Source organism: Chryseobacterium sp. 22458, assembly GCF_052044975.1.
In the GTDB taxonomy this organism is placed as follows: Bacteria; Bacteroidota; Bacteroidia; order Flavobacteriales; family Weeksellaceae; genus Chryseobacterium.
In genome coordinates this window covers 25186-45847 of record NZ_JBQEOA010000001.1, presented here as the reverse complement: position 1 = coordinate 45847, position 20662 = coordinate 25186, and the positions used below count along the sequence as shown (strand labels likewise).

At 37.9% G+C, this 20662-nt stretch carries 19 protein-coding genes; 9 read left to right on the top strand and 10 right to left on the bottom strand.

Features of this window, described 5'->3' with window-relative positions:
- Positions 1-66: 66 nt before the first annotated feature.
- From ACTJJF_RS00225 to ACTJJF_RS00195, 7 genes are all read right to left on the bottom strand, one after another.
- Complete coding sequence (locus tag ACTJJF_RS00225) at positions 67-1074, bottom strand: vWA domain-containing protein (RefSeq protein WP_440698265.1); 1008 nt, start codon at positions 1072-1074, stop codon at positions 67-69.
- Positions 1074-2066, bottom strand: coding sequence for a VWA domain-containing protein (locus ACTJJF_RS00220; protein WP_065398749.1), 993 nt, complete (start codon positions 2064-2066; stop codon positions 1074-1076). Before ACTJJF_RS00220 ends, ACTJJF_RS00225 begins: the two co-directional genes overlap by 1 nt.
- The gene (locus ACTJJF_RS00215) at positions 2059-2955 is read right to left on the bottom strand and encodes a BatD family protein (protein ID WP_440698264.1); all 897 of its coding nucleotides are present in this window, start codon (positions 2953-2955) and stop codon (positions 2059-2061) included. Before ACTJJF_RS00215 ends, ACTJJF_RS00220 begins: the two co-directional genes overlap by 8 nt.
- A 58-nt stretch (positions 2956-3013) precedes the next feature.
- On the bottom strand, positions 3014-3877 hold the full coding sequence (locus tag ACTJJF_RS00210; RefSeq protein WP_312296327.1) for a DUF58 domain-containing protein: 864 nt from the start codon (positions 3875-3877) through the stop codon (positions 3014-3016).
- Positions 3878-3935: 58 nt separating this feature from the next.
- Entirely contained in the window at positions 3936-4394 is a 459-nt protein-coding gene (locus tag ACTJJF_RS00205) for an N-acetyltransferase family protein (protein ID WP_440698263.1), read from the bottom strand.
- A complete protein-coding gene (locus ACTJJF_RS00200; RefSeq protein WP_312296325.1) occupies positions 4394-5398 on the bottom strand; it encodes an AAA family ATPase in 1005 nt (334 codons plus the stop codon). Before ACTJJF_RS00200 ends, ACTJJF_RS00205 begins: the two co-directional genes overlap by 1 nt.
- Positions 5399-5723: 325 nt before the next feature.
- Positions 5724-7031 carry a hypothetical protein gene (locus ACTJJF_RS00195; protein WP_440698262.1) on the bottom strand — a complete coding sequence of 436 codons (1308 nt, stop codon included), beginning with the start codon at positions 7029-7031 and terminating at the stop codon, positions 5724-5726.
- A gap of 238 nt (positions 7032-7269) precedes the next feature.
- Here ACTJJF_RS00195 and ACTJJF_RS00190 point away from each other — a divergent pair, with 238 nt between their 5' ends.
- The 7 genes from ACTJJF_RS00190 to ACTJJF_RS00160 all read left to right on the top strand — a co-directional run bounded on the left by ACTJJF_RS00190 (position 7270) and on the right by ACTJJF_RS00160 (position 15669).
- Entirely contained in the window at positions 7270-8604 is a 1335-nt protein-coding gene (locus ACTJJF_RS00190) for a peptide-N-glycosidase F-related protein (protein ID WP_440698261.1), read from the top strand.
- 321 nt (positions 8605-8925) lie between these two features.
- A complete protein-coding gene (locus ACTJJF_RS00185; RefSeq protein WP_065398756.1) occupies positions 8926-9396 on the top strand; it encodes a DinB family protein in 471 nt (156 codons plus the stop codon).
- A 105-nt stretch (positions 9397-9501) separates the two neighbouring features.
- Positions 9502-10251 carry a 23S rRNA (guanosine(2251)-2'-O)-methyltransferase RlmB gene (rlmB, locus tag ACTJJF_RS00180; protein ID WP_065398757.1) on the top strand — a complete coding sequence of 250 codons (750 nt, stop codon included), beginning with the start codon at positions 9502-9504 and terminating at the stop codon, positions 10249-10251.
- A gap of 169 nt (positions 10252-10420) precedes the next feature.
- The gene (locus ACTJJF_RS00175) at positions 10421-11470 is read left to right on the top strand and encodes a DUF6263 family protein (protein WP_065398758.1); all 1050 of its coding nucleotides are present in this window, start codon (positions 10421-10423) and stop codon (positions 11468-11470) included.
- 58 nt (positions 11471-11528) lie between these two features.
- Complete coding sequence (locus ACTJJF_RS00170; protein ID WP_276162902.1) at positions 11529-11762, top strand: hypothetical protein; 234 nt, start codon at positions 11529-11531, stop codon at positions 11760-11762.
- A 31-nt stretch (positions 11763-11793) separates the two neighbouring features.
- A complete protein-coding gene (locus tag ACTJJF_RS00165; RefSeq protein WP_440698260.1) occupies positions 11794-14334 on the top strand; it encodes a YfhO family protein in 2541 nt (846 codons plus the stop codon).
- 42 nt (positions 14335-14376) lie between these two features.
- Entirely contained in the window at positions 14377-15669 is a 1293-nt protein-coding gene (locus tag ACTJJF_RS00160; RefSeq protein ID WP_440698259.1) for a glycosyl transferase family 1, read from the top strand.
- A 91-nt stretch (positions 15670-15760) separates the two neighbouring features.
- Here ACTJJF_RS00160 and ACTJJF_RS00155 read toward each other — a convergent pair whose 3' ends face one another.
- Positions 15761-16405, bottom strand: coding sequence for a hypothetical protein (locus ACTJJF_RS00155; RefSeq protein WP_440698258.1), 645 nt, complete (start codon positions 16403-16405; stop codon positions 15761-15763).
- Between the two features lie 221 nt (positions 16406-16626).
- Between ACTJJF_RS00155 and ACTJJF_RS00150 the strand changes: the two genes are divergently transcribed.
- Both ACTJJF_RS00150 and tssD read left to right on the top strand, forming a co-directional pair.
- Complete coding sequence (locus ACTJJF_RS00150; protein ID WP_440698257.1) at positions 16627-17589, top strand: YpdA family putative bacillithiol disulfide reductase; 963 nt, start codon at positions 16627-16629, stop codon at positions 17587-17589.
- 104 nt (positions 17590-17693) lie between these two features.
- Positions 17694-18098 carry a type VI secretion system tube protein TssD gene (tssD, locus tag ACTJJF_RS00145; RefSeq protein WP_312296309.1) on the top strand — a complete coding sequence of 135 codons (405 nt, stop codon included), beginning with the start codon at positions 17694-17696 and terminating at the stop codon, positions 18096-18098.
- Between the two features lie 80 nt (positions 18099-18178).
- On the opposite strand, the gene ACTJJF_RS00140 is transcribed toward tssD, so the two are convergent.
- Together ACTJJF_RS00140 and arsB are read right to left on the bottom strand one after the other, a co-directional pair.
- Positions 18179-19360, bottom strand: coding sequence for an MFS transporter (locus ACTJJF_RS00140; RefSeq protein ID WP_440699217.1), 1182 nt, complete (start codon positions 19358-19360; stop codon positions 18179-18181).
- A gap of 268 nt (positions 19361-19628) precedes the next feature.
- Entirely contained in the window at positions 19629-20660 is a 1032-nt protein-coding gene (arsB, locus tag ACTJJF_RS00135; RefSeq protein ID WP_312296307.1) for an ACR3 family arsenite efflux transporter, read from the bottom strand.
- Positions 20661-20662: the final 2 nt, after the last annotated feature.

The window sequence follows — 20662 nt, the reverse complement described above, 5'->3', positions numbered from 1 at the left end:
CAGAGTTTTATTTGTTAAAATTCGGTTAAAGTACTTGTAGAATTTCTTCTATAAATCAGGGAAAAGCTACACATTAAAATCTTTTTTGGGATTAAAAATATAAATTAAAAAGAAGAACAGGATAGATACTGCCAGAAAATATTGATAATAATGGTTGGCATTCTGGGATTTCACCAGTGTTTCAGCACCTGACGACTTTTTATTAACGGCATCTATAATTCTGTCAGGAGCTTCATTGATGTTGTTTCCGTCAATATAGCTGCTTCCTGTAGATTCTGCCATTTTCTTCAGTGCATCGGTCTGTCTTTTCGAGATTACCGTTCCACCATTGATGTCTGTTTTATATCCCATTAACTGCCCAAACGAGTACTCAGGAACCGGAGCTCCTTCATCTGTTCCTATTCCTACGGAAGTAATGCTTATTCCTTCTTTGTTGGCAAGTCTTATCGCTGCATTATCGTTTCCTTCATTATCCTCACCATCACTCAGCAATATCACTTTTCTGGAGCCTTTGCTTACATTTTTAAATTTTTCTACGGCCGCCTGCATTCCTTTCAGAAAATCGGTTCCCTGCACCTGCATAGAGCTGGTTTCAATACCGCTGATATAGGTTTCTGCCGAATTGTAATCTGTAGTCAACGGCATGATAGACATCGCCTGGCCTGCAAATATCACAATTCCCACTTTATCATTCTTCATTTTCTGCATTGTTCCCAGCATCAGATTCTTTGCCTCCGCAAGACGGCTTGGGTCAATATCTTCTGCATTCATTGAATTGGAGACATCCAGCATAAAAATTACATTATTCAGTTTCTGGGTAGTCTTCACTTCTTCCGAACCATTCAGAAGATCTATAATTGAAAATATGAGAAACAGGGTACCCAACAGATATAATCCGGGGAAAAATTTCGTAAATCCTGACTTTTTTTCAAATAAGTTATCATGAAACTGGCTGCTCGCAAAAATTTCTCTTTTCCTGTTTCTCCATTTCAGGAAACGGATCATAAAGGATGCTAACAGCGGCAGAAGCAACAGTAAAAATAAATACCAATAATTTCCTAAAGACCAACTCATCAGCTTAAAATTTTATAAAACACCCATCTCAGCAATGCATCCAACACCAACATTCCTAAAGCAATCCACAGAAATATTTTGAAATATTCGTCATAATTGTAAAGCTTGGAAACCTTCACATCCGTTTTTTCCAATTGATTGATCTCGTCGTATATTTCTTCAAGACTGCTGTTTGAAGTAGCCCTGAAATACTTTCCTCCCGTAGTCTGGGCAATTTCTCTCAATGTATTTTCATCAATGGCCACTTCAGTTTCGGTAAAGATCAGATCTCCGAAAATATCCTGTGAAGTAGGCATCAGGGCATATCCATTGGTCCCGATTCCTATGGAATATACCTTAATATTATTATTCTTGGCCAGTTCAGCAGCTACCTGAGGCGGAATAGCATTCTGAATATTGCTTACCCCATCAGTCATCAGGATAATAACTTTGCTTTTGGCCTTGCTTTTAATTAAATGGTTCACGGCTACAGAAAGCCCTTCTCCAATCGCAGTTCCGGGTTCAAGACCTGCAGAATTCAGGTTTTTAATTTCATCAATAACGACCTGATGATCTGAAGTGACAGGAACTTTTGTAAAAGCTTCTGCAGCATACGCTACCACTCCTATTCTGTCATTCGGGCGCTTCTGCACGAATTTCACTGCAATATCTTTCAGGGCAGTGATACGGTCAGGATTAAGGTCTTTGGCCAGCATACTCAGTGAAACATCTATAGAGAGCATGATATCAACTCCTTTTGTATCATCTCTGTCCTGAGAAATGGTGAACGTTCTCGGTCTGGCCATAGCAATGATCAAAGCAGAAAGAATGATATACTTTGATATTTTCAGTAAAAAAAGTACACCCCGGATTCCGCTGCTGTCATTCATGTCCTTTATGGTAGGAACTTTTATTCCTTTTCTTTTCCGTTTACCGGCATCTTTAATCAAAAGAGGGATAAACAGGAGAAAAAGAAGCAAAAACCACGGGCTGTAAAACTCAAAATTAAACATCCTTTCTTAAGTTTTCAAATTCTAGATCTTTGGAAGATCTTTTTACAAAATCTCTGATATTGGCAAAGTCTTTTTCCATGGTTTCCTGATCCGGGAATGTTTTGGCAAACTTTACGAGGTCTCCTCTTAAGAAGACATCTTCCACTATTTTTTCATTATCCTGAGAGATGGTATTGTTCTTTTTCATCACCTCAATAAGGTCATCGGTAAGAAGTACATTTGCAGGGAGATGATATTGTTTTGTAATAAAGTTTCTGGAAATATCAATCAGCTCAACATAGAACGAACGGAAATTACCTCCTTCAATATATTTTTTCTTTTTCAGAGAATCGAGTTCTTTTAATGTCTGATTGGTAGCAACTACAGGAGCGCTTTTTGATTTTCTTCCCCATTTTACAATCATAATGATAGCAATAATGAGTGCAATCACTGCCAACGCTGCCAGAATATAGAATTTATAGAGTTCCCAATAGTCTTTCGCAATAAGTTTCACTTCCTTATTCTTCATGATATCATTGATCTGATCGGCTTTCTGAGCCGTATTAATGACATCTATTTCATAGGGAATCGTTTTAAGTATTTTATCTCCTGCTTTAAATTCCAGCTCGGGAATGGTAAATTTTCCTTCTTCAAAAACAGCAAATTCTATTTTCCTTTCATAAGAATTCCCGTTCTGCCCGATACTGTCTTTTGTTTCTTCAAAATGAAAAGGAAGCAGTTCATTCTTTGGTGCGGAAGTTACCTGCTGCTGATTAAGATTGTCAATTTTTATGACGAGATGGTTAACCTCACCTAAAGCAATTGTTTTCTTTTCTACATTGGAGGACAATATCTGTGAAAAAGCATTTGCACAGACCAGAAAAGATAATATTAAAAGTATTTTTCTCAATGTTACAATATAAAGGCTAGTACCTTTTGTTTTTATATCCGGGTAAATCCCGTGTTATTTATTTTTTCTGAAAATAATTATACAACAATTTTGAATAATCTGAGCCGGTACTGATATTCATGAAGCTTGCCGAGCTGTTGGCAAAATCTTCTTCCAAAGCTCTTAACTTTTGTTTTTTGCCTTCTGCAAAGGTATATCTCCATCTTGCACCGGAGGTATTGGCCCAAACTTCTTTCCCCGTTTCCGAATCATACAAGAGCGCATAGCCTACATCAGGAATTTCATTATCTTTTTCATCATAAATCCTCATCCCCAGCAGCTGATGTTTCTTCGATGCTACCCTCAGCATTTTGGAATCATATTCATCCTCAAAGTCTGAAAGCAGGAAAACAAGTGATTTTCTTTTAAAAATCCCCATCATATATTCCAGAGCTTTGTCCAGTTTAGATTCTGCAGGAACATAATCTGCCGTCAGAATAGTACTGATGATGGAAAGGATATGCTTTCTCCCTTTCTGTGGAGGAATAACCTTATACACTTTATCAGCAAACAGAATCAGTCCTACTTTATCATTATTGCCTGCAGCAGAAAATCCTAAGCTGGCAGCAATTTCCGCTACATACTCTCTTTTCAGCTGCACTTTGGTGCCGTAATCCATGGAGGCCGAAATATCTACAAGAAGCATCATTGTCAGCTCCCTCTCTTCTTCCATCACCTTCACAAAAGGTTCACGGAAACGGGCTGTTTTATTCCAGTCGATCCTTCTGATTTCATCTCCAAACTGATACGGTCTTACCTCAGAAAAGGTCATCCCCTGCCCTTTGAAGGCACTGTGATATTGTCCCATCAAAGCAGCCTCCGTCTTTTTTCTGGTACGGATTTCTATCTGCTTTACTTTTTTTACAATATCTTTTATCTGCATATTCTGCTCTTAAATTTTATTTTGGTTACGGGATGCGGGATTCGGTCCGTTCAGACTTTTAGTCTTTAAATTCAATAGAGACGTTCAACCATTCATCGTCAAATTTCGGGCTGTATTTTTTATAAAAATTAATAGCAGGCTCGTTCCAGTTCAATACCTGAAACACCATTCCGCTGTAATTATTGATTTTTCCATGTTCCAGTGTGGCATCAAACAGTTTTTTCCCGATCTGCATTCCTCTCATTCTTTCCGTCACTACCAGATCTTCAAGATAGAGTCTTCTTCCCTTCCAGGTTGAATACCTGTCATAATATAATGATATTCCTACAATCCTGCCATCAACTTCTGCTACAAAAGCTCCCCAGACCGGAGATTTCCCGAATCCATCTTCAGTAAACTGCTCTAAAGTAACCGTTACTTCATGCAAAGCTTTTTCATATTCCGCCAGCTCCCTGATTAGTTCCAACATGGAAGCACAGTCCTCCTGAACTGCTTTTCTGATCAATACTTCACTCATTACGGCGCCTGGATTTTTGCTAAAATTCTGTTGATGATTTCTTCACTTGATATTTCTTCAGCCTCCGCTTCAAAAGTCAGTCCCATTCTATGTCTCAACACATCTTTCGCCAATGCTTTTACGTCTTCCGGAATTACAAAAGCTCTTCCTTTCAGGAATGCGTAAGCTCTTGAAGCAATTGCCAGATTGATTGATGCTCTTGGAGAAGCTCCGAAGCTGATGTAATTCTTCAGTTCAGAAAGTCCGTAGTTTTCAGGATAACGGGTTGCAAATACCATATCCAGGATGTATTTTTCAATTTTTTCATCCAGATAGATCTGATTGATCAGTTCTTTGGCATCTACGATATCCTGAAGAGAAATCACAGGCTTTACAGTAGGCTGATGCGATGTGGAAACCATTCTCATGACCTGTCTTTCATCTTCAAAAGCAGGATAATCTATGGTACACTTCAGCATAAAACGGTCACTTTGAGCTTCCGGAAGCAGGTAGGTACCTTCCTGATCAATCGGGTTCTGAGTTGCCAGTACCAGGAATGGTTTTGGCAGCTTCATGGTTTCATCGCCAATGGTCACCTGTTTTTCCTGCATCACTTCAAGAAGTGCAGACTGTACTTTTGCCGGTGCACGGTTGATCTCATCCGCCAATACAAAATTAGCAAATACAGGTCCTTTTTTTATAGAGAAATCATTGTCTTTGATATTGTAAATCATAGTTCCCACTACATCCGCAGGCAGCAGATCCGGTGTAAACTGAATTCTGGAGAATTCCCCATGAACAGCATCAGCCAGGGTTTTTATCGCCAAAGTTTTAGCCAGTCCAGGCACTCCTTCCAAGAGAACGTGACCATTCCCTAAAAGGCCCACCAGAAGACGGTCTATCATATATTCCTGTCCAATAATAACTTTATTGATTTCCTGTCTCAGAAGAGAAAACAAGTAGTTTTTTTCTTTTACTTTTTCCGTTAATTGGCGAATATCTTCGGCTTGATATGTATCTGACATAGCTTGATTTAAAATAAGTGGTAAATTTCTGATAAATACTTGCATTAATCAACACAATGAATGCCATTTTTGAGTTAAAGTTTGTTAAATATTCCGGGATTGATAATCTATTTTAAAGAATAAACAACTGTTTTCTTATCCATAAAAACAGATTTACAGACCGTTAAGAAGCTTTAAAACATTTCTTTTTTTTTTAAAAATTGATAATTCCATTGTTTTAAAAAACTCAATCATAAAAGAATTCCATTATATCAGTCACAAAAAATGTTGTAATCATACCGATCACAACATTTTAAATCCTAGCTATACAAACTGATTAATTTTTTTAAATCTTTGTTATCGTTATGGTAAATGTATCTTCAGGTGCATCCGTCGTATCATCATAAGCTCCGACATTGATGAAATATTCAGTTCCTGCCGTAGTCGTAATGGTTATCGTTTCCGCTCCACCACCTCCTGCAGCATCTACGGTACCTACACACGCAAAGTTCCCACAACTTCCGCTATACACCCCAATTTGCGGATCAAAAGTACTTCCCGAAGGCATTGTTGTTTTAATAGTATACTGACCTCCGTCACCTGTAAGTTTAAACCAGGTACCATCATTCATCCCTGTATCTCCTGTACTTGTACAAACACTTATATTTCCTGCATTATTAGTAGTGGATACCGCATCGTCCTGAGTATAGGTATAAGGAAAAACCGAAGCTACCAACGCCCCTGAACATCCGTCATTTGCCGGTATCGGAGGAATTGTTTTAAATAAAGCATCTGCACAGCCAGCAGATTCAACACCTCCTGCTACGGCTGTAACCTTTAAGTAATAATTGGTATTGCGGATTAATGGAACTGACGGAGTAAGACTGAGCCCCGTTACCACCTGCTGATTGATCACGTCTGTACCGCCCGGGCTGGTTCCTAATGAAACCTTATAAGAATCCGCACCTGAGACAGCCAGCCATTTGAATTCAGGCGTTAAAGAAACCTTCTGAGGATTATTGGCAGGATAAAGAATAAAAGGGCAAGCAGGATTTGCTGACGGCACAAGACCAGAAATCGTAATTGCTGATTTGTAGCTCGCTCTTATCCCTCCCGGTGGGGCTGCAATATCTACAACACTCCTGTCTCCTTTATAGTAAAGGATTGAATTAGGTAAATGCTGATATACACGAAAAACTTCATCAAAATTATTAATATCGATACTTGGCGAATTTTCTTTGGCCGCAATCACCAGATTATCTGTATTATTGTAAGGAAACGGCGTAGTAAAAGCAACCGTAACTTTATTATTAGTCTTTACTACAGCACCACTGTATACCTGGGTAAGTGATGATGCAGGAATCCAATCTGTACCAGAAGCAAAAGATGTCTTTGACGTATGCCCCAGATAAACCGTCCAGTCTGATGAATCCGTAATGGTAACCGACGGATCCAGATAAAAAGTAAGTCCTGTAATATTACCTGCCGCACCGGCATTGAGTTCCGGTTTTGGATAAATCTGCTGTACATAGGAATAGGAAAAAAAGCTGCTTACAGGGGCTGTTCCTACAGTTGTACTTGCTGTATTCAGATTGATCTGGGCTTTTACACCCATGACTACAAACAATAAGGATAAAAGTAAAATTCTTTTCATTATTAATAATATTACCAACGAATATGATGCTAATTTAATAATAATATTATTGATTTATACAATAAAAAAAATATTCAATCAAATAAATAGAAATTAATGAACAGATTAAAATTAGAATTCATTTTTTGATTAAAATTTTTAAACATTTTACAATAAAAACGCAATACATTTAAAAACAATTTCAATTAAAAGCATTTTTAAGCACATATTTAATATATTTACACTAAATATCAATGATATGTATAAAAGGCTATTTTTTTTAAGTTTCCTCTCTGCAGGTCTCTTTCCTTCACAAACAACCATGATGAATGTGATATCTGATGCCGTTTATTATGACGGCTATGCTGCTACCGTTTCTAATCCTGTCCCGCCGGGCCTTACAAGACTCAACAACGCCAGATACAAAAGAAAGCTTACGGATGCTGAACTTGATTCTTTCAAAGCAAAGATCGCCATGAGGGTAACTATAGGAGCGCTGTGTGATAATTATGACCGCCTCGGAGAAGTTTACCTGGCAATGGTCCCTAAAAATCAGGCTACCTACACAATAAACGATGCGAATGTAAAAAGAATTGAAGTAGCCAGATACATCACACCGTTTATGAACAAAAACCGCTCTCCAATAGAAGTTCCTTATACTTATGATATCAGTAATTTGTATAATGTATTCCATGATTCTACATTACGAAGTATGTATGATATGTATATGGAGCTTGATGTTTTCGGAGTACCCTATGCTGCCCAGACCCAAGTTGCAGGCTGCTCCGGCAGAATAGATGTTTTTTCCGGAACTCTGACTTTTTTCTCAACAGACTCAGGAGTGACACCCAGCACCCATAACAGCCTCGTTCCTCTGCTGAGCTATAACAAACTCAATAATTACAACAGTACTGACGTTTCCGGTGAAACTGTAAGAATTGTAAGCTTCAATCTTCCGGATCCTGTCACGGACGCCCGCTTCTTTGTAATATCTACACCTCATGGCGCAGATGTAGGGGGTGAAGAATATATCAGAAGACAAAATTATACTTATATAGATGATGTGCAAATGCTGACCTATACTCCAGGTGGGATCTCCTGCGAACCCTTCAGAGTCTACAATACTCAGGGAAATGGGATTTATGGTGCCAATCCAAAATCTTTTGACGACTGGACCTCATGGAACAACTGGTGCCCGGGTAATTCAGTTCCTATAAGAGGCTTTACGATAGCCAATATGGCTGCAGGTAACCATACTCTTAAACACACGATCCCTACTGCTGTTTTCTATCAACAGAAAGGTGAAGTATATCTGTCAGCTTATATGCAGGGCAAAAGTAATACAACCTTAAATGTAAAGGATGTCAAGACGATAGACCTCAATATCTACCCTAATCCCACTGCAGATTTCGTCAATATAAAATCAAAAGAAGATGTTGCTTCTATCAGCCTTTTCAGTGTAGACGGAAGAAAATTAGCAGAAAACTACAGAGAAAACAGAATAGATCTTTCTTCATACACTCCCGGAGTTTATTTCCTGAATATTGTTTTGAAAGGGGGAATCACTTTTAAACATAAAATTATCAAAAAATAAACGGCAGAAAATATTCAAGCTGAAAAACATGCATACTGCCTCAAAAGCCGGAAATAACAGGTTTTTTGGGCAGTCTCTTTTTACATCTCTTCCATTTTAAAAACCATTACTGATATTATCTAAAACCAAGCAGATTCAAAAGTCGGATTTTATAATTTTCATCTAAAGTCTGAAGTCTGAAAAACCGTTCAAAAATTATAGAAAAACAGCTTATTAATAAGGTATTTTTTCTACGTTTAAAACGTTTACTTTAATCCTTTGCCCAAAAAATTGTCATTTCCAGTTTATTAAACTATTTTTGGAGATTAAAAATTCTGCAAAATGAATTATCATTTTCAAGCACACAGACAGGTAAGAAAAAACCTTTTAGACATCCTTCAGAACACTTCTCATGAAGATCTGCTGCTGATTCCTGACGGTTTCAATAACAATATTTACTGGAATATTGCACATACTGTTGCTACCCAGCAGCTTCTGCATTATTATCTGAGCGGAAATCCTTTCCGGATCGACAAGTATTGGATTGAAACTTATAAAAAAGGAACTTTACCCAACCTGAATGTTCAGAAATCTGAAGTGGAAGACCTTGAGTTTTTGCTTACGGAAACTTCGAAGATTTTAATGAAAGATTATGACAGCGATTTCTTTTCAGACTACACTCCTTACACTACAAGTTTCGGAATGGACCTGAAAAGCATCCAGGATGCCATCATCTTTAACAATATGCACGAAAGTCTTCATTATGGCTATATAATGGCGCAGAAAAGAGCAATTTTAGGAGAAAAATATTAATAGGAAGCTGGAAGAAAGGAGGCTGGAAGTTTGTAGTCCTTGCAAACCACGAATCTTCTAACCCCGAAACCCAATACCCTTAAACATAAAATTTTAAACAAATCAATGAAAGACGATTTTATTTTCGGGCTGCGTCCCGTAATTGAAGCAATTGAAGCGGGAAAAACGATTGACAAGGTCTTTGTGCAAAATGCACTTCAAGGGCCTATTTATGCTGAGCTGAAAGCAATTTTAGCAAAAAATAAAATCCGTCCCAATTATGTTCCGGTTGAAAAGCTGAACCGTTTTACCAGAAAAAACCACCAGGGTGTGGTTGCTTTTATTTCGGATGTTCCGTTTCATAAAGTAGAAGATATTGTTCCTCAATTATTCGAGCAGGGAAAAACACCTTTCCTGTTGATTCTTGACAGACTTACTGATGTAAGAAACTTCGGGGCGATCTGCAGAACTGCGGAATGTGTAGGGGTAGATGCGGTCATCATTCCTGAAAAAGGAGCTGCACCTATCAATTCTGACGCCATAAAAACGTCTGCAGGGGCACTTTATAATGTAAAAATATGTAAAGAGAACAATCTTGCCCACACTGTAGATTTCCTTCAGCAAAGCGGAATTTCAGTATATGCAGCGAGCGAGAAAGCCGAGAAATTAATATATGACGTCAACTTCACAGAACCATGCGCTATCGTAATGGGAAATGAAGAAACAGGTATTTCCAAAGAAGTATTGCATCATTCTGATGAAAAAATAAAACTTCCTATTGAAGGAAAGACCCAGTCTCTGAATGTTTCTGTAGCCTGCGGAGCCATTTTATACGAAGCGGTGAGACAGAAAATGACAGCAGCACCCAATCCTTAAAAACTACTCTCAAAAATGGATCCGGACCGTTAAAAATGAATCTGCTCATGAATTGGTATGAATTCTGCACCATCTGACAGATCTTCTCAGAAAAAACAACCGGAAACAGCAGAAGATAGTAATCAAAAAGAGTAAGTAGTAGAATTTTAAAATTAAAAAACAGTAGAAAATGAAAAACATAGCAGCATTAGCGCTAATCTCATCTATAGCCCTTGTATCCTGTAAAAAAGAAACAGCAAAAATCACCAAAGTAGACCCTAAAACAGGGAAGACAGTAACGGTGGAAGTTCCTGCTGATTCTGTAGCTAAAGTTGCAGAAAATCCGGCCATCAGAGATTCTGCGGGGATCGTTACCCAATCTTTTAAACTTGAAAAAGGAAAAACGTATCCTCTTACCACGTACCAGAGAGATGTGAAAACCATGACTGATCCTCAGGGAAAATCAATCACTGCGACCAGCGAATCTACGGATGAAATGAATTTCACAGTTAATGATATCAAAGGAAATGTATATGACATGACCCTTAATCTTGTGGCTAAAAGAAGTTCACAGTCTGCACAGGGAAAAACAATTGTCGTAGACACCAAGCTTCCTATCCCTAAAGAGGATGAGCTTAAAATGATCTGGAATATCAACAGAGCCCTTACCGGAAACAAGCTTGAAATGCAGATGGATAATAAAGGAAACGTACTTTCCATCAAAGGTTTTGATGCGGTTTATACAAAGGTTTCCAATGCTGTAGGAACGCTTATCAAGGATGCTAATGAAAAGGCAAGCGTGGTAGCAAGTCTTAAAGAATCTTTCAATGAAAAAGTTCTGAAGGACCAGTTCCATAAAAACCTGACAATGATTCCTAAAAAAGGGGTGAAAGTAGGTGAAAAATGGTCAACTTCTGAAAGTGCAGACCCAAGCGGAAGTGTGAAGGTAACCTCTAATTATGTCTTAAAAAGCTTAGGAAACGGAACAGCTGAAATTGCAGTAACCGGAGGAATTCCTAAGAAAACTGAAAAGAAAAACCAGGGACCTATCACCCACAGCTTAAGCAGCGAACTTGTTCAGAACGGAACCATCAAATTTGATGAAAATACAGGTTGGATCACTAATCAGAATATCAACGTAAAAACAACACAGGTTGAAACCATTTCAGACGGAAAACAGTCTCAGTCTATGAAAAGCGTTTCCAATTCTTCTGTAATGGTCAATCCTTCCGCTAAATAATTGAAGTAAAACGTTCAGGATTTATATGGTAAATCCTGAACTTTAAATTTTAAAAGTTATGAAGTACATTCTTGAGTTAGTACTCACTGCCATTATTTTATTCTTTGTCTGGAATATTCTGAAAAGAATCTTTTTTAAGACATTTTACAGCTATCGTTTCAACAACAACGGGGATCAGAATAACGGACAACAGGATATACACAACTCGAATAAGAATAACAAAAAAAACCTTAAATGGGATGCGGAAACCGTAGACTATGAAGAGGTGAAAGAGACTAATGACAAAAGGTAAAAATTCAAAGAAATAAAAGATAATAACCAGTATGGCAAAAAATAAAAACTTAATTTATATTGCAGCTTCACTAGTAATATTTATAGTTTTAGCATTTTTATATTCCACTCCTGTCTTTACAGGGAAACAGCTTTTCCAGCATGATATTGTACAGTACAGAGGAGGAGCAAAAGAACTGCTCGACTACAGAGCCAAAACCGGAAACGAGACTTACTGGAGTGATTCTATGTTCGGAGGAATGCCGACCTATCAGATGGGAAGCCAGTTCAAAGGCGATATCATCAAGAAAATCGACAGCAATCTGAACTTCCTGCCAAGACCGGTCAATTATCTCTTCCTGCTTTTTGCAGGTTTTTTCCTTTTGGGAATGGTAGCAGTCCGAAACTGGAAATACGCTTTATTAGGAGCCACTTTCTTCGGACTCTCCACCTATTTTTATATCATTATTGCAGCAGGGCACAACGGTAAAGTAAATACTATTGAGTATTTCGCACCGCTTCTGGCCGGAATTTTATTGGTTTACATCAGGAAACAATACATCTGGGGATTCATTGTCACTACCCTGTTCATGGGACTTCAGATTGCAGCAAACCACCCACAGATGACCTATTATCTTTTTCTGGCTTTAGGATTTTTATTCCTGTCTGAGCTGATCAGAGCGATCCAGAAAAAGATACCGATGAAACATTTCCTTATCTCTTCAGGAATCATTGCAGCATCCTGTATGATCGGGGTTGGAATGAATTCCCAAAGAATTATGGCCAATTCTGAATACGTAAAAGAAACGGTAAGAGGAAAACAGATTTTAACGAATGACAGCCATACTTCAGGAAAATCTGGAATGGATAAGGAGAGTATGCTGCTTTGGAGCTATGGCCAGCTTGAAACCTTAAACCTTTTCATTCCAAGATTAATGGGAGGCGGAAGCCAGGAACCTGAAGGAAAAGTAATGATGGGCAGAGTTCAGGAGCTTGTTCAGGAGAACGTAGGTTCACAGGCGGAAATGGACAGAATTTCGAAAGGTTTCAGCGGGATGACTTACTGGGGTGACCAGCCGGGAACTTCAGGACCTGCTTATCAGGGAGCTATCGTGTGTTTCCTTGCAGTACTGGGATTCTTCTTCGCATGGAAAAAATACCGTTACTGGATTCTCGGAGCTTCCATCCTTACCATTTTACTGGCATGGGGGAGCAACTTTATGCCGTTATCCGATTTCTTTATTGAATATGTTCCGTTTTACAACAAATTCAGAGCTCCTTCTTCGATCCTTGTAGTGGTGGAATTATTATTCCCGTTAATTGCTATTATAGGACTTTACAGATTCTTTACAGATGAAAAGCTGACTGAGGAATACAAACAAAAAATACTCACCTATGTAAGTGCCGGAACTTTAGGGTTATTATTGATTCTTCTGGTTTTCGGGAAATCATTATTAGGATTTGCTACGGAAAATGAAAAGACTTACTTCCCACCTTTCCTTCTTGATTATCTTGTGGACGAAAGGTATAAACTATTCAGAACAGATGCGATAAAGGCACTTATCTATGTAGCAATTGCTGCTGTTGCTTTATTCTTAAGCTTAAAAAAGAAACTCAACCAGAATATTGCTTTGGTGATCATTGGTATAGTAAGTTTATTTGACCTTTGGACGGTAAACAAGCGTTATCTGAATGATGAAAACTATGTAGACAAGATCTTTGCTGAAAATCCTTTCCAGACAGAAAGTTCAGATCTTCTGGCTGAAAAAGTACAGGGAAATCCGAATTTAGAATCGATATTATCCAATGTCAATATCAACAAGACACTGGAAACCGTTGCTGAAAAAGATAAGGCACACTATAGAATCTACAACCAGACCTTAGGAGTAACCAGTGAAACAAATACTTCATACTTTAAGGCTTCCATTGGGGGGTATCATGCTGTAAAGCTAAGAAGATATGATGATGTACTTAATGAATACATCAATACTATCGACAGTGTAAAAACACCTAATGTACTGAACTTACTGAATGCTAAATATATGATTTTCGGAGGTCCGGATCAGCCACAGGTAGTTCCGAATCCTAAAGCTAATGGAAATGCATGGTTTGTAAGCGACTTAAAGTTTGTGGAAACACCTAATGAAGAAATCAAATCTATAGGATCCATTGACAATAAAAAGACAGCAGTGATTGCATCTTCTGACAAGTCTTATTTTGATAATAAACCCGTTCAGGCAGATTCTACGGCGTACATCAATCTTACAAAATACCAGCCTAACGAGCTTGAGTTTAAATCTCAGTCTAAGACTCCACAGCTGGCAGTATTCTCTGAAATCTACTATCCTCACGGATGGAAAGTCATGATTGACGAAAAAGAAGTTCCTTACATCAAAGCGGATTATTTACTTCGTGCCGTACATGTTCCGGCGGGAAGCCATCATATCAGAATGGTTTTTGAGCCTGAAGTGATTGAAAAAGGGAAATGGATTTCGCTTCTTTCTTTCGGATTGTTTATTGCATTGGCAGCATTTGGAATTTTCTGGATGAATAAAAACAAGAAAAAACAAATTTTAGCAGAACAAAAAGCCTAATTCTATATTGCATAGGTCATTCTCAGTGACAAACCAACCAACATGGAAGAGAAGAAAATATTGATCATCACCTATTACTGGCCTCCTGCGGGAGGTCCTGGTGTTCAAAGATGGCTGAAGTTTGCCAAATACCTGCCCGATTTTGGATGGAAACCCATCATCTACACTCCGGAAAACCCAAGTTATCCTTTGCTGGATGAAACCCTGATGAAGGATGTTCCCGAAAATATCGAAATCGTTAGAACAAAAATCTGGGAACCTTATCAGCTGGCAGAAAAGCTGAATAAAAGCAATAAAAAGTTTAAAGCCGGGCAATTCGATGTAGGAAATAATCAAAGCTGGAAATCCCGACTTTCCATTTGGGTCAGAGGTAATTTTTTCATTCCTGACGCCAGGGTATTCTGGGTAAAACCTTCAATTCAGTTTCTAGAGAAATACCTGAAAGAAAATAAAATAGATACCATTGTCACTTCAGGCCCGCCCCACTCGATGCATCTGATTGGTTTAGGCCTTAAGGATAAGCTTCCGGGATTGAAATGGATTGCCGATTTCCGCGATCCATGGACGGAAATTTCTTACTACAAGCATCTAAAGCTGACAAAAAGCTCTGATAAAAAGCACAGACAGCTTGAAAGTGCAGTTTTTAAAAATGCAGACATAACATTAGCCACAAGCTATACCGATGCTGAGAACTTCAGGAAAGCAGGAGCTCATGCAATTTGTATTACGAATGGATTTGACGAAAGTGATGCAGGCGAGAAATCAGACAAGCAAGCCAATCAAAGCTCAATGTTTACTTTAAGTTATATCGGGGTATTGGAACAGCTCAGAAATCCTGAGAACCTGTGGAAAGTTCTGGATGAACTGGTAAGAGAGAATGATGCATTTGCACAACATTTTCGCTTAAAGTTCGTAGGAAGAATTGATGATAAAATACTGAACAGTATTCAGAATACAAGCCTTAAGAATCACATCTTAAATTTAGGATACCTTTCCCATGGCAAAGCTGTTGAGGAGATGCAGAACTCTGAAATGCTTCTGATCACGAATTTCCCGAATGAATCTTCAAAAGGAATAATCCCCGGAAAGATATTTGAATACTTGGCATCAGGAAAACAGATCTTATCATTCGGACCGGATCAGGCTGATGTTGCAAAGATCTTAGATGAAACACAGGCAGGAAAACATTTTGGTTACAGTGATAATGAAATCGTAAAAAGATTTATTCTGGAAAAATTTGACCTTTGGGAAAGCGGTAATCTGTCTGAAAATACACAGCATATTGAACAGTTTTCAAGGAAAAACCTTACCAAGCAACTGACTGCAATTTTATAGAGCAACTGAATTCTAAATATATTTTAAACCACAAAAGACCCAAAAGAAATTACAGTTGAAGTCTTTTGTGGTTTGAAAAAAATTCTATTAATTAAATGGTCCACTGATCGTTTACTACTGCTACCAGGTAATATTTCCCCTGGAATTCCTCAAATACAAAACGAACGGTTTTCCAGTCCATTTCCCCATATTTTTGGGTTCCTTTGATGTAGTTTTCCGTGAAATCATCTTTAGGATAGGTTTCCTTTAAGTTATTCAGGGAATTTCCCCCGCCGAGAAACTTATTAAGGGAATATTGTGACGCCGTAAAATCTTTTGAAAAAACCCATTTACCAAGATAGTCATTGATGGTAGCTTTATAAGGATCACCCGAACCGTCATGAGCGCCCCATGTGAACTGGGTTTTGGTAGGCTGATATTTTTCAAAATCGGCTTTGGAAAAATGTTTATCTTCTTTGGGATCTATAAAAGCATACATTGAAAAACGAATTCCTTTTTCAGGATGAATCCATGAAGCAAAAGCTTTATAATCTTTATTTTTCAAGGTCATCAGCACCTCATCATTGCTTTGTTTTAAAGCTGCTTCTTTGGCTGCAGTATTTTTAACGGTGGTGGCTGCACTGTCTGATTTCGCCTGTGCCATTGAGTCAATCACATTCGGAACCGGCTTTTGTACTTCTTTCTTACAAGCCACAACTACACCCAGAGCAACCAAGGGGATAATCTGTTTTTTCATATTTTCAATTTTGCAATTCATAGAAAACACCAAAAGTGATGCCAAGCGGAAAGATATACCTAAAAATTTGAAAAGTTTTAAGAATGAGAAGATTCCGCCTGTGAATTCCGGGATGTAGTTTTTGAAATATGGCTAACAGAGGAAAACGAAGGATGAAAAATTTAAGTAATAAGTTTACTCTGGAAATCTATAATTGAAAATTTACATCGTACCTTTGTTCTATGGAAATTTTGGATATTCTTATTATCGGAGCCGGCCCCATTGGATTGAACTGTGCGCTTGAGGCCCAGAACAACAATCTGAAATATTTAATTGTAGAAAAAGGAACCATTGTCAATTCACTCTATCATTATCCATTGTATATGCGATTTTTTTCAACCGCTGAAAAACTGGAGATTGACAGCATTCCGTTTATTACAACTTCTCCTAAACCGGGCAGACAGGATGCCCTGGAATATTATCAGGGAATTGCCAGGCAGAAAGAACTGAATATTCATCTTTATGAAAAGGTTCTGAACATTTCAGAAAATAACGGAATATTTGATATTGAAACTACAAAAGCAAACTACCGGGCCAGGAATGTTGTCATTGCAACAGGATTTTATGATATTCCCAACCTCATGAATGTTCCGGGAGAAAATCTTCCAAAAGTAAAACATTATTATACAGAACCTTATCCGTATGCAAGACAAAAGATTGTAGTTGTAGGATCAAGTAATTCTGCTGTGGATGCAGCACTTGAAACGTACAGAAAGGGAGCGGAAGTGACTATGATCGTCCGTCACTCCGAAATTTCGAAAAGTGTAAAATACTGGGTAAAACCGGATATTGAAAACAGGATTGCCGAAGGTGCTATTAAAGCTCATTTCAATGCTGAGATCATTGAAATCAAAGAAAGATCTGTGGTTTTTAAAAGTGAAGATCATCAAGTCCTGGAAATTGAGAATGATTTTGTACTGGCCATGACAGGTTATCTGCCGGATTTCGATTTCCTGAAAAACTCAGGGATCGAGCTCAAAGGTGACTGCCTGAACCCTTTTTATAATCCTGAAACCATGGAAACCAATATCCCCAACCTTTACCTTGCCGGAGTGGTATGTGGAGGAAAAGATACCCATCTATGGTTTATTGAGAACTCACGGATTCATTCGAATATGATTATTAACCACATTCTTTCAAAATAACTTTTAAAAATTTCCGGTTATTTTTTTTGCTGATGTAGCAAATACTTTTATTTTTGATCTGTAAATAACTGATCATAGAATATTAATTAAAAAAACGACCAGCCATGGCAGAAAGAAATTCAAGAGGAATTTTAAAATTCAACAACGGTGAAGGCCAGAAGTTATTGAAACTTAATTATAGTGTATCAAGATCTATCGACGTATCAGGACGTGTAGCATCCGATCCTTCCAATGCATTAATCAAGATCACGGTAGAAGCTACGGATAAATCTGATATCCTGGAAAGCCTTCTGAACGGAAAATATAAGCCGACTGTAGGTGAAATCACCTTCAATAAATCTCATGAAGAAGGTACTTTAACAACGATAAAGTGGAAGAATGGATATGTCATTCAGCATGAAGTGGATTTTGATGCTATAGACAGCAACAGTATGCTGATCAGTTTTGTAGTAAGTGCCGAAGAGATTGATATGGGCAATTCTTCTTATTTCGGAGGATGGCCATCTTAAGCAATTCATCATTCATTCAATATAAAACCCGGCTGAGATCAGCCGGGTTGTTTTTTGATATCTTCAATATAATAGATGGCTTAAACGAGATCTTCTTCCACCTCATTTTTGTCTTTAAGCATCCATGGAATTACAAAGTAAAAACCAACAGCAATTGCAGTCGCCAATATACCTGTTCCGATCCAAAGAATATTAAATCCAAGTTTATCGGCAATCAATGTTCCTATATAAGGGGTAATAATAAACGCAATGGATATTGACATCCCGTTCATTCCCATATACGCTCCCTTGTTATTTTTCCCTGAACGCAGTGCTGTAATGGTAGACATAAAAGGCAGTACCCATATTTCTCCTATACAAAGCAGTGTCATAGAGACCAGCAGCGTAATCATGCTGTAATCAAATGCCAGCATCGCATACGAAACACCACAAAGGAATGTTCCGAAAAGCATGGTAAATGCCAGTGTAAAATACTTTTCAGCCAATTGTACAAAGCCCATTTCAAGCAGCACAATCAGGAAACCGCTATACCCCAGAACATATCCGATATTCTGCTGGCTAAGGTGCGCCGTATCCTTATAAAAGATTGTAAGGGTACTGAACAGCTGGAAAAAACATATGGCAAAGAGCATACAAAATATACTGTAGATCATAAATTTACTGTCCCTGTAAGGCGATGCATCTTTCTTTATAATGATGGCCTCTTTTACTTTTTTGGCTTCCTGCTTTGCTCTTTTTGTCCGGCCTTTGAAAAACCAGATATACATTAAACCAGCCAATAAAGCCGCCAAAGCATTGCTGAAAAATAAAAATTCATAAGAAATAGCAGATAAAATACCTCCCAATGCAGGCCCGATAGAAAATCCCAGATTGACCGCCATACGGTTCAGAGAAAATGCCCGTGTAATATTTTCCGGTTTTGCATATTTTGTAATGGCTACTGAGTTAGCCGGGCGGAATGTCTCACTTACAATACTCTGGGCCAGAATAATCCCGGCCAGGCCCGCTTCAGTGGTAAAGAGCGGAATCAGACAGAATAAAGGAACACTGAGCAGCAGACTTAAACTCTGCACCCTGTACTCTCCTATTTTATCCGTGATCATCCCTCCCAGCCATGAACCGATAACCGAGCCAATTCCGAAGAAGCTCAGTACAATTCCTGAATTTTCAATACTAAAATGTAAATGATTGGTCATATAAACTCCCAAAAAAGGAAGTACCATAGAACCTGCCCTGTTGATGAGCATTACCAACGCCAGCATCCAACTCTCCTGCGAGAGTCCTTTGAAAGAACTCGTATATAAGTTAATTAATTTCACAATAATATTCTGGGGGAATCTGAAAGTGCAAAGGTAGTTAAAAATAGCTCGAAGGCCTTTATTTAAAGTATTTTTTTATAAATAGCTTTGATAAGAACAGCCTATCGAGTATTTGCTATAATGAGGTAAAAATTTCATTGCTGATCTCAAGAAATATGGAATTTCATATCATTGAACTAATAGATATGGTCTTGTGTAATGCCGTAAACAATTAGTTATAATACCTCTTTTTCAACCATAGACTTGCCCGGACAAGTAGTATAAGTACCGGAACTTCTACTAAAGGTCCAATAACGCCTGCAAATGCCTGAGGTGAATGGATGCCAAATACTGCAATAGAAACTGCAATTGCCAGTTCAAAGTTATTTCCTGTTGCAGTAAAAGCGACAGATACATTCTTATCATAAGGAACCTTCAGGGATTTATTGATAAAAAAGCTTAAGAAAAACATCAAAATAAAGTAGATCACTAATGGAGTCGCAATTTTTATTACATCCAGGGGTAATTCTATTATTTTGTCACCTTTGAGACTAAACATCAGTACGATAGTAAATAGGAGAGAATATAGTGTAATCGGTGATATTTTAGGTACAAATTTCCGATTGTACCATTCTATACCTTTTGATTTCACTAAAAAGTATCGACTTAAAAAGCCAGCCAAAAAAGGAATGCCAAGATAAATAAGCACACTCTCCGTAACATCTTTCATCGATACACCTACATTAAAATTGGCAATACCTAATGTATCCGGGAGTATATTGATGAATAACCAGACAAAAAAACTATAAGTGAATATTTGAAATATACTGTTTAAAGCAACCAGTAAGGCGGCATATTCTCTATTCCCTTTTGCTAAGTCATTCCACACAATTACCATAGCAATGCATCTGGCCAAACCGATAAGTATTAATCCAATCATGTAATCCGGTTCATTCCTCAAAAACAAAATAGCGAGAACAAACATTAAAACAGGTCCTATAAACCAATTTAGCAATAATGATATGGTTATTATCTTTCTATCTTTAAATGCCGTAGGCAAGAGAGAATAGTCTACTTTAGCCAATGGAGGATACATCATGAGGACCAGTCCAATAGCTAATGGAATATTGGTTGTCCCTAAGGATAGAGAGTCTGTTATCTTTGCGATATCTGGGAATAAAAATCCTAAACTTATTCCAACTGCCATAGCAAGAAATATCCATAAAGTCAGGTATCTATCAAGAAATTTTAACTTTGGTTGCATAA